Source organism: Streptomyces sp. NPDC001492 (assembly GCF_053597275.1).
Window position 1 is genome coordinate 444,766 of the sequence record NZ_JBSFHW010000001.1, and the last position, 10,241, is coordinate 455,006.

A 10,241-nucleotide genomic window follows, 5' to 3' on the forward strand; every position below is an offset into this window, starting at 1 on the left:
GTCCGCGCGCGCGACGCACGGAGCCTAGTCGATGACTCGTGCGATACGGAGGCGGCTTGCTAGCGTTCGTGTGCCAGTTACGTACATGTGTTTCATGGCGTGTTTTAGGGGAATGAACGGGACCCCATGGCTTTCATGGGGCACAACGGGGGAGGTTTTTCATGTCTGTTGACCGCATCGACGCGGCCGGGAGAGACGAGCAGGAGGCCGTCACGACGGCCGCCGCCGCGACGGCGTCCGTGCACTACTACTCGGTGGCACCGGGCGTCCGCCTCAATGTCCGCAGCGGCCCGGGGACCCAGTACAGCATCGTCCGTATCCTGCCCGAAGGCGCGAAGGTCCCGATCTACTGCCAGACGCCGGGGACATGGGTGTCGGGTCCGTACGGCACCTCGAACCTCTGGGACAACATCGACGACAACCAGTTCGTCTCGGACGCCTACGTCCTCACCGGCAGCGACGGCTACGTGGCCCCGCACTGCGGCTGACCCACGACCTGAGGGACCGTGAGGTTCGGCAGCCAGCGGACCCGGCACGAACTACACCATCGTGCGGGTCCTGCCCGCGGACACGAGGATCCCGATCTTCTGCCAGACCACGGGCACGACGGTCTCCGGCTACTACGGCACGTCGAACATCCGGGACACCATCGACAGCAGCGCATACGTGCCGACGCCTACGTCAACACCGGCACCGACGGCTACGTAGCCTCTCGCTGCGGCTGATCCCCGAAGGGAGCCCGCGCCCGCCCCGGAGCCATAATCGTCCCGTGAGCGACGAAACCGGCACCGACGGCACCGCGGGCTCCACCGGCGGCCCCCGCCCAGAACCCCTGCGCTTCTTCGGCACCACCTGGGTGAACCACGACAACGGCTACACGGCCCGCCGCATCGGGGTGGCCGCCGGCTCCCTCGCGGCCGCCGCGGCCTCCTGCGTGGTCCTCCGCCTCGCCTACCAGGGCCTCCAACTCGCCGACAGCGGCGCCTTCGTGACCGTCCTCATCGTCGCCATGTTCGCGATCTGCAGCGTCCTCGCCTTCCGCAACACCTGGGACGGCTTCGGCAAGCGCCCCGACCCCGCCCGCCAGGCCTCCCTCCGCGGTCTCCTGGCCATCGGTTTCGTCGGCTCCCTCCTCGCCTACTTCTTCCGCTCCCTCACCGAGGCCCCCGGCGAAAAACTCCACCGCGAGGAGTACGAGGCGGCCCTCACCCAACACAAGAAGCGCACCACCCGCCGCACAGGCAACCCGTCGAAAAAACGCCGCCGTTCCTGAGCGGAGCCTCTCCGGCCGGCTGGGCGGCTGCGCTGTTGGGTGGCTGGGCGCTGGGGACTTGGCTTGGGCGGGGATCGATTGGCGGGGGCTGCTGGGCTTGACGGGCTGGGGGTGGCTGGCCGGGGCGCTGGGCTTGGCTCGGCCGGGGGCGACAGGACGGGGCCGCTGGGCTCGGCTTGGCCGGGGCCCGTTCGGCAGGTGCTGCTGAACTCGGCGTCAGACGCTCGCCCCTGGCGGGTCCGGCACGCGCCGCAGGGCCGCTGCCCCAAGCGGCGTCCCCGGGGCGCGCACGAAGTCGAAGGCGAAGCCGTGGTGTCACAGGCCGCCACCGAACGGTGCGCACCGGCCCGCGGCCTGAGCCGGGTGCCGCACACTCGGCGCAGGACAGACCCCCACTCGCCCCCGGGGCGCGGTTCTCTCACCGAAAACTCGCTGCCCCCTGCACCCAACCCGCGCCACCATGGCCTCATGACCGCCTTCTCGCAGCCCACCCGCGCCCACTCCTTCAACGCCGCCGCAGCCCAGTACGCCGCCAACCGCCCCTCCTACCCACCGGCCCTCTTCGACGCCATCGAGGACCTGGCGGGCCGCCCCTTGCGAGGTGCCCGCGTCGCGGACATCGGCGCCGGTACGGGCATCGCGACCGCGCTCCTGGCCGCCCGCGGCGCGGACGTCGTCGCCGTGGAGCCCGGCGACGGCATGGCAGTCGAGTTCCGCCGTGCCAACCCCCACCTCCCGATCGTCCGGGGCAGCGGCAACGAACTGCCGCTCGCGACCGCCTCCGCCGACCTCCTCACCTACGCCCAGGCCTGGCACTGGACCGAGCCCGCCCGCTCGGTCCCGGAGGCCCTGCGCGTGCTGCGGCCGGGCGGAGCTCTGGCCCTGTGGTGGAACACCACCGACCTCGACGTCCCGTGGCAGGCTGCCCAAACCGGCCGCCTGGAGCGCCACTTCGGCATCAGGCGCGAGGTCGACAGGACCGGCAGCGGAGCCCCCGTCGCCCTCGCCGACCCCACCGGCGCCCTCGACTTCACCCGCCGTCATGTCCGCTGGAGCCGCCCGGTCACCGTCGACACGCACCTCGCCAACATCGGCAGCCACTCGATATTCCTCGTGCAGAGCGAGGAACGCCGGGCGGCCATCCTCGGCGACGAACGCGACCAGCTGCTCGCCGCCTTCCCGGAGGGGATCGTCGAGGAGGCCTACGTCGTCGACCTGCTCGTGGCCACCAACTCGTGACCCCGCGCGGCGGCCCACCCCTCCAGGGCCGCCGCACACGCATGGTCCATGTGCCGCAGGCCACCCAACTCCAGGCGCACCTCCCGGTCGTGCGGCAGTGCCTCCAACGCGTCCAGCAGCTTCGGCAGCCGCAGGAACGTCGCATGCCCCAGCACCCGTACGACGATCCCCGCCTCGCCCCGGTCCTCGGTCTCCACATGCACATGGCTGATGTCCCACGCCGTCTTCGCCACGGCCAGCGTCAGCCCCACCAACACCCCCTCCAGCAGATTCCCCAGCACGATCGCCCCAGCAGTCACCGCCAGCACCACGACCTCCCCGCGATGCTCGCGCCACAGCACCCGCACCTCCCGCACCGGCACGAGCCTGAACCCGGCGTGCACCAGCAGCGCGGCCAGCGCCGCCACCGGAATCAGCCCGAGCATGCCGGGCAGGACCACCGTGAACAGCAGCAGCCACACCCCGTGCAGCACCCGCGAGGCCCTGGTCCGCGCCCCCGCCTGCACATTGGCCGCACTGCGCACGATCACCGCCGTCATGGGCAGGGCCCCCAGCACCCCGCACACCGCGTTCCCCGCGCCCTGCGCCATCAGCTCCCGGTCGAAGTCCGTCCGCGGCCCCCGGTGCATCCGGTCCACCGCCGCCGCACTGAACAACGACTCCGCGGACGCGATCAACGCGAACGCCACAACAGTCCCGATCACCCCCACTTCCGTAAGCCGTCCGAAGTCCGCCGCCTCCGGCACCCGCACCGCATCGAGGAGCCCACGCACCTCGACCCGCCGCACCTCCAGGCCGAACGCCCCGGTCACCGCCGACACCACCGCCACCGCGACCAACGGCGCAGGCACCACCCGCGCCCCCCTGCGCCAACGCGGCCACAGCAGCAATACGGCCATGGTGGCACCCGCCACTGACAACGCCCCCGGATCCACCCGCCCGGGCAGCCACACCAGCCCGGCGATCTTCCCGAGCCCGCTCGCCGGCGCGGCCGTGTCACCCATCGCGTACACCTGCCCGGCGACCAGGAGCAGACCGATGCCGGCGAGCATCCCCTGCACCACAGCCACGGACACGGCCCGGAACCACCGCCCGAGCCGCAGCGCGCCGAGCCCCAGCTGCACCAGCCCGGCGGCGAACACCAGTACGCCGAGGGCCTGGATGCCGTACGTGTCGACGGCCTCGTAGACGAGGACCGTCAGTCCCGCCGCCGGTCCGCTCACCTGCAGGCTGCTGCCGGGCAGCGCCCCGGCGACCAGCCCGCCGACGATCCCGGTGATCAGCCCCAGCTCGGCGGGGACACCGGAAGCCATGGCCACGCCCACGCACAGCGGTAGTGCGACCAGGAAGACGACGAGCGAAGCGAACAGATCGGCCTTGCGTATGCGACAGCGCATGACAACAGCACCTCCGTCGGTGAGGGGAGATGCGTGGGTGCCGAGCCGGGGGAGGGCACGGCGAAGTGAAATCCATTGTCAGGAAAGGGAGTTGGTTCCGCATCCGGTTCGTGTGTCCGGCCGGTGAACACGGAGGCGCGCAGACCGGACTCTCCACCTCCGATCACGCCGCCACGCGCCTGCGCCACCGCACGCGACCCCGGGGTGAGCCACTTGACGGCGCTGCCACCCCGGAGCATTATTCATCACATGATGAATTACTCCGAAGGTGGCTCCGCGGACCCCCCTGCCTCCCATGCTCCGGCCGTCCGAGCAGAAGGCCTCACCGTCGTCCGCGGCCCCCGCACCGTCCTGCGCGGCCTCGACTTCACCGTGCCGCGCGGCCAGATCACCGGCCTCCTCGGCCCCTCCGGCTGCGGCAAGTCGACCCTTATGCGCTCGATCGTCGGCACCCAGGCCAAGGTCACCGGCACCCTGGAGGTCCTGGGCAGCCCGGCCGGCCACCCCACCCTCCGCACCCGCATCGGCTACGTCACCCAGGCCGCCTCCGTCTACGACGACCTGACGGTCCGCCAGAACCTCGACTACTTCGCGGCGATCCTCACCCCGGGCCGCTCCCCCTCCGACCACCGCCACGAGATCGACCGCGTCCTCGCCGACGTCGACCTCACCTCCCATGCCGACGCCCTCGCCGGCAACCTCTCCGGCGGCCAGCGCAGCCGCGTCTCCCTGGCGGTCGCCCTGCTGGGCACCCCCGAACTCCTGGTCCTCGACGAACCCACCGTCGGCCTGGACCCGGTCCTCCGCCGCGACCTGTGGGCCCTCTTCCACTCCATCGCCGCCGACCGCGGCGCGACCCTCCTCATCTCCTCCCACGTCATGGACGAGGCCGAGCGCTGCCACCGCCTCCTGCTGATGCGCGAGGGCGAGATCCTCGCCGACGACACCCCCGAGGCCCTGCGCACCCACACCGGTTCCGAAACGGTCGAGGCGGCCTTCCTGCACCTGGTCGACCAGGCGGCCACCGCCGCCCGCGAGAAGGAGACCACCCGATGAGCACGACCACGACCCCGACCGGTACGACGACACCCGCCCCCGCCGGCGCCCTGAACGCCTCCCGCACCGCCGCCACCGCGGCCCGGGTCCTCCGCCAGCTCCGCCACGACCCGCGCACCATCGCGATGATGATCCTCATCCCCTGCGTGATGCTGTTCCTGCTCCGCTATGTCTTCGACGGCAGCCCGCGCACCTTCGACAACATCGGCGCCTCGCTCCTCGGCATCTTCCCGCTCATCACGATGTTCCTGGTCACGTCCATCGCCACCCTGCGCGAACGCACGTCGGGCACCCTCGAACGCCTCCTGGCCATGCCGCTGGGCAAGGGCGACCTGATCGCGGGCTACGCCCTCGCCTTCGGCGCCCTCGCGATCATCCAGTCCGCCCTGGCCACGGGCCTCGCGGTCTGGTTCCTGGGCCTGGACGTCACGGGCAGCCCCTGGCTGCTCCTCCTGGTAGCCCTCCTGGACGCCCTCCTCGGCACCGCACTCGGCCTCTTCGTCTCGGCCTTCGCCGCCTCCGAGTTCCAGGCGGTCCAGTTCATGCCGGCCGTGATCTTCCCCCAACTCCTCCTCTGCGGCCTGTTCACCCCCCGCGACAACATGCACCCGGCCCTGCAAGCCATCTCCGACGTCCTCCCCATGTCCTACGCCGTGGACGGCATGAACGAGGTCCTCACACACACGGACATGACCGCCAACTTCGTCCGCGACGCCCTGATCGTGGCGGGCTGCGCCCTCCTGGTCCTGGGCTTGGGCGCGGCAACGCTGAGGCGCAGGACGGCATGACCACGTCGGCCTCTTCCAACCCGTCCGGCGTTCACTTTTCAGCCGGTCAGTACATCCCAGCCCGTCCGGCGTTTGACGACGAGGCCGTTCAGGCCGATCGGGGGTCCAGGGGGCGAAGCCCCCTGGCGGGGCGGCAGGGGCAGCGCCCCTGGGACGGGAATGGGTAAGGGCGGCGGGGGCGAGAAACCCCGACGGCAACGCACCCGCGAACGTTCCGCCCACCGGACACCCAAGCCACCCACCCACCCCCGGTGCGACGATGTACCCCGGACGACGCACCCCCGGAGGGCACCCCAGCCATGACCCAGAAAGTCGCAGTCCTCGGCACCGGCAAGATCGGCGAAGCCCTGCTCAGCGGAATGATCCGCGGCGGCTGGGCCCCCGCCGACCTCCTGGTCACCGCCCGCCGCCCGGAGCGAGCCGAAGAACTCCGCACCCGCTACGGCGTCACCCCGGTCACCAACCCGGAGGCCGCCAAGACCGCCGACACCCTGATCCTCACGGTCAAGCCGCAGGACATGGGCACCCTCCTCGACGAACTCGCCCCCCACGTCCCCGCCGACCGACTGGTCATCAGCGGAGCCGCCGGCATCACCACCGCCTCCATCGAGGACCGCCTCGCCGCCGGCACCCCGGTCGTCCGCGTCATGACGAACACCCCCGCCCTCGTCGACGAGGCCATGTCCGTGATCTCCGCCGGCAGCCACGCCACCGCCGACCACCTCGCTCACGCCGAGGAGATCTTCGGCGCCGTCGGCAAGACGCTCCGCGTCCCCGAGTCCCAGCAGGACGCCTGCACCGCCCTCTCCGGCTCCGGCCCGGCCTACTTCTTCTACCTGGTCGAAGCCATGACGGACGCCGGCATCCTGCTCGGCCTGCCCCGCGACAAGGCCCACGACCTGATCGTCCAGTCCGCGATCGGCGCCGCGACGATGCTCCGGGACAGCGGGGAGCACCCGGTCAAGCTCCGCGAGAACGTCACGTCCCCCGCGGGAACGACCATCAACGCCATCCGCGAACTCGAGAACCACGGCGTGCGAGCCGCCCTCATCGCCGCCCTCGAAGCGGCCCGCGACCGCAGCCGCGAACTCGCCTCCGGCAAGAAGGACTGACGCGCGCCGGGGGCGGTCACCCCGCCGCGGCCACGACCTCCTTCGTGGCCGCCACACGCGCGAAACCGCCCCCGTGCAGCGACACCGCCGACGCCTGCGCAACCTCGTCGGCACTGCGCCGCCAGCCGAACGGCCCCTCCAGATCGAAGGTGTACGTCGCGTCATACGCGACCACCACGTCGTACCCCAGATTGCCGCCCATCCGAGCCGTCGTCTCCACGCACATATTGGTCTGGATCCCGGCCACCACGAGCTGCGAGATCCCCTCCGCCTTCAGCCAGGCATCCAGATCCGGCGTCCCGTAGAAGGCCGAGTTCACGGTCTTCGTGATCAACAGCTCAGCCCCACCGGCCCCCTTCCCCCGGCGCTGCTCCACGTACCCCTTGAACCCGTTCCCCTCGTACCCCGGCCGCAGCGGCGACTGGGGCCTGGGCGAGTCATGCCGTACGAAGACGACCGGCCGCCCCGTCGCCTGCCACACGTCGATGAGCGAAGCGATGTTGTCATCGGCCTCCGGGTTGTTCCGCGGCCCCCAGAAGTCGGCCTCGTCGAAGCCCTTCTGCACGTCCACCACCACCAGCGCTGCGTTCTCTGCGATCTCCATGCCCACGATCCTGCCGCCGGGAGCACCACCACCCCAGAGGGTGAAAAGCCAGCGATCGATGGTTTACTGCCAGCCATGGAGAACGCCGCGGACGACACATATCGCGTCGCCCTCGTCGCCTTCCCCGGCATCCGCGCCTTCGACGTGTCCGTCATCACCGAGGTCTGGGGCAGCGACCGAACCGACCGCGGCGCCCCCGCCTTCGACCTGCGCCGAGTCGCCACCGACACCACCACCCCCATCCCCATGCGTGGGGGCATGACCCTCCACCCCGACCGCGCCCTCAGCTGGCTGTCCCGTGCCGACCTGATCGTGATCCCCGGCCTCGACGACCACCTCACACCCGCGCCGACCCCCGTCCTCGACGCCCTCCGCCGCTCGCACGCCCGCGGCACCACCATCGCGGCGCTCTGCGGCGGCGCCTTCACCCTCGCCCAGGCCGGCCTCCTCGACGGCCGTCGGGCCATCACCCACTGGAACCTCGTCAGCCTTCTCCGCGCACACCACCCCCAAGTCACGGTCGTGCCCGACGCCCTGTTCATCGAGGACGACAACCTCTGGACCGCCGCCGGCACCGCTGCCGGCATCGACCTCTGCCTCCACCTCGTCCGTCGGTCCCACGGCGCCGAAGCCGCGGCCACCATCGCCCGCTCCATGGTCACCGCCCCCTTCCGCACCGGCACCCAGGCACAGTTCATCGAGCACCCCACACCCCGCACGGACCGCGACGCCGACACCCTCGCCGCCGTACGGGAGCACGCCCTGCGCCACCTGCACGAACCGCTCACCGTCGCCGACCTGGCCGCACACGCGGGCATGTCCCCACGCAGCTTCGCCCGCCGCTTCACCGCCCAGACCGGCACGCCCCCGCTCCGCTGGCTCCTCGACCAGCGCATCGCCGCAGCGCAGAAACTCCTCGAACGAACCGACCTGCCCATGCCCGAAGTAGCCCGCCGCGCCGGCTTCGGCAGCGAGGTCACGATGCGCCAGCACTTCGCATCGCGCCTCGCCACCAGCCCGCGCGCCTACCGCGCCGCGTTCAGCACCACACCCGCACCGGTATCCGAAGCAGCCGGCAGCAACCCGATCGCGCGATAAGCGGCGTCCACGGTCGGCCGCGCCAAGGCCCGTGCCCTCTCCGCACCATCCCGCAGCACCCCCTCCACATGGCCAGGATCAGCGCACAGCGCCCTGTGCCTCTCCTGTACGGGCCTGAGGAGCTCGACCACGGCCTCTGCGGTGTCCTTCTTCAAGGACCCGTACGACTCATATACACCGCTCAAGGCCTCCGGGTTCCCACCCGTGCAGGCCGCCAGGATCTCGAGCAGATTCGTCACGCCGGGCCGCTCCTCCCGGTCGTACACGATCTCCCGCCCACTGTCGGTCACGGCCCGCATGATCTTCTTCCGTACGACATCCGGCTCGTCGAGCAGATAGACGATCCCCGGCCCGGAGTCGTCCGACTTCCCCATCTTCGACGCCGGTTCCTGCAGATTCATGACCCGCGCCGCGACCTGCGGAAGCGTGGCCTTCGGCACCACGAACGTATGCCCGTACCGCTGGTTGAACCGCACCGCCAGATCCCGCGTCAGCTCCACATGCTGCGCCTGGTCGTCCCCCACCGGCACCTCGTCCGCGCCGTACGCCAGGATGTCCGCCGCCATCAGCACGGGATACGTCAGCAGGGACAGCCGCACACTCCCGCCCCGCTCGCGCTCTCGAGCAGCCTTCTCCTTGTACTGGATCATCCGCCGCATCTCACCGTCGGTCGCCACACATTCGAGGACGTACGACAGCCGCGCGTGCTCGTCGACATGACTCTGTACGAACACGGTGCACAGTGCCGGATCCAACCCCACGGCCAGCAACAACGTCGCTGCCTGCCGACTGAGCCTGCGGACCCGTGCCGGATCGTGGTCCACGGTCAGCGCGTGCAGATCGACGATGCAGAACAGCGCGTCCGCCCGGTGCTGGTCCACCGCGGCCCACTGCCGCATGGCCCCCAGGTAGTTCCCCAGCGTCAGGTGCCCGGTCGGCTTGACCCCGCTGAAAACCCGCGTCATCTCTTCTCCACCTCCTGGTCGAGACCGCCGTCCCGGCGGCCGGCCCTCAGGAGCTCAGGAGGGAGAAACGAGAACGGCCGCCGAGGCGGCGGCCGTTGAGTGCATACGTGAGCACGGCCGCCGTCAGGCGGCCCACCACTGCTGGGTACACGTACGCGAAGTCACGTCCCTCAGGCTACGCCTCCCGGGTGCCGTCCGGAGGCAAGTTGACACACCCCTGCGCGCTACGTAGTGTTCTCCGAGTTGTCCGACGTGAGCGCCGACTGCGGTCGGTCCCCGGACAGCCACTTCGCAAGTACCTACCACTCGACAACCAGTCGATCTGTCTGGCGTCGCTTTATTGGCATGCGTATTTGCGAAATGAGGAATCCACGTTCGAAAGGACGCGGGCCCCGATTAGCTCGGGGGCCGGGAATCCGCTAAAGTCTCACTCGTCGGAACGGCCCAACGGCCGGGAGGACAGCCCCCTCTGACTGGGAGTCAGGCCCGAAAGGATCTGATAGAGTCGGAAGCGCCGGAAAGGGAAACGCGAAAGCGGGAACCTGGAAAGCACCGAGGAAATCGGATCGGGAAACGGTCTGATAGAGTCGGAAACGCAAGACCGAAGGGAAACTGCCCGGAGGAAAGCCCGAGAGGGTGAGTACAAAGGAAGCGTCCGTTCCTTGAGAACTCAACAGCGTGCCAAAAATCAACGCCAGATATGTTGATA

General features: G+C 70.4%; 11 protein-coding genes. 8 read left to right on the forward strand and 3 right to left on the reverse strand.

Going from position 1 to position 10,241, the window contains the following annotated elements:
- Positions 1–161: 161 nt before the first annotated feature.
- The 4 genes from ACWC1K_RS02230 (at position 162) to ACWC1K_RS02245 (ending at position 2,512) form a co-directional block, all read left to right on the forward strand.
- Positions 162–488 carry an SH3 domain-containing protein gene (locus ACWC1K_RS02230; RefSeq protein ID WP_450828034.1) on the forward strand — a complete coding sequence of 109 codons (327 nt, stop codon included), beginning with the start codon at positions 162–164 and terminating at the stop codon, positions 486–488.
- 61 nt (positions 489–549) lie between these two features.
- Positions 550–708 (forward strand): hypothetical protein, encoded by a 159-nt coding sequence (locus ACWC1K_RS02235; RefSeq protein ID WP_450828036.1) that lies wholly within the window; start codon positions 550–552, stop codon positions 706–708.
- A gap of 61 nt (positions 709–769) precedes the next feature.
- Positions 770–1,273 carry an EamA/RhaT family transporter gene (locus ACWC1K_RS02240; protein ID WP_450828038.1) on the forward strand — a complete coding sequence of 168 codons (504 nt, stop codon included), beginning with the start codon at positions 770–772 and terminating at the stop codon, positions 1,271–1,273.
- 468 nt (positions 1,274–1,741) lie between these two features.
- Complete coding sequence (locus ACWC1K_RS02245) at positions 1,742–2,512, forward strand: class I SAM-dependent methyltransferase (protein WP_450828040.1); 771 nt, start codon at positions 1,742–1,744, stop codon at positions 2,510–2,512.
- Here the strand turns inward: ACWC1K_RS02245 and ACWC1K_RS02250 are convergent.
- Positions 2,476–3,909, reverse strand: a complete 1,434-nt coding sequence (locus ACWC1K_RS02250) for a SulP family inorganic anion transporter (protein WP_450828042.1) — start codon at positions 3,907–3,909, stop codon at positions 2,476–2,478. The genes ACWC1K_RS02245 and ACWC1K_RS02250 overlap by 37 nt on opposite strands.
- A 249-nt stretch (positions 3,910–4,158) precedes the next feature.
- Between ACWC1K_RS02250 and ACWC1K_RS02255 the strand changes: the two genes are divergently transcribed.
- From ACWC1K_RS02255 to proC, 3 genes are all read left to right on the forward strand, one after another.
- Positions 4,159–4,965 (forward strand): ABC transporter ATP-binding protein, encoded by an 807-nt coding sequence (locus ACWC1K_RS02255; RefSeq protein ID WP_450828044.1) that lies wholly within the window; start codon positions 4,159–4,161, stop codon positions 4,963–4,965.
- Positions 4,962–5,753 carry an ABC transporter permease gene (locus ACWC1K_RS02260; protein ID WP_450828046.1) on the forward strand — a complete coding sequence of 264 codons (792 nt, stop codon included), beginning with the start codon at positions 4,962–4,964 and terminating at the stop codon, positions 5,751–5,753. The genes ACWC1K_RS02255 and ACWC1K_RS02260 overlap by 4 nt, the downstream gene beginning before the upstream one ends.
- A 299-nt stretch (positions 5,754–6,052) precedes the next feature.
- Entirely contained in the window at positions 6,053–6,865 is an 813-nt protein-coding gene (gene proC / locus ACWC1K_RS02265) for a pyrroline-5-carboxylate reductase (RefSeq protein WP_450828048.1), read from the forward strand.
- A gap of 16 nt (positions 6,866–6,881) precedes the next feature.
- Here the strand turns inward: proC and ACWC1K_RS02270 are convergent, their stop codons facing one another.
- Entirely contained in the window at positions 6,882–7,469 is a 588-nt protein-coding gene (locus tag ACWC1K_RS02270; RefSeq protein ID WP_450828050.1) for a cysteine hydrolase family protein, read from the reverse strand.
- Positions 7,470–7,544: 75 nt separating this feature from the next.
- Here ACWC1K_RS02270 and ACWC1K_RS02275 point away from each other — a divergent pair, with 75 nt between their 5' ends.
- Positions 7,545–8,567: a GlxA family transcriptional regulator gene (locus tag ACWC1K_RS02275; protein ID WP_450828052.1), complete on the forward strand. Its 1,023-nt coding sequence runs from the start codon at positions 7,545–7,547 to the stop codon at positions 8,565–8,567.
- On the opposite strand, the gene trpS is transcribed toward ACWC1K_RS02275, so the two are convergent.
- Positions 8,495–9,532, reverse strand: a complete 1,038-nt coding sequence (gene trpS, locus ACWC1K_RS02280; RefSeq protein ID WP_450828054.1) for a tryptophan--tRNA ligase — start codon at positions 9,530–9,532, stop codon at positions 8,495–8,497. The two genes, ACWC1K_RS02275 and trpS, sit on opposite strands and share 73 nt — an antisense overlap.
- Positions 9,533–10,241: the final 709 nt, after the last annotated feature.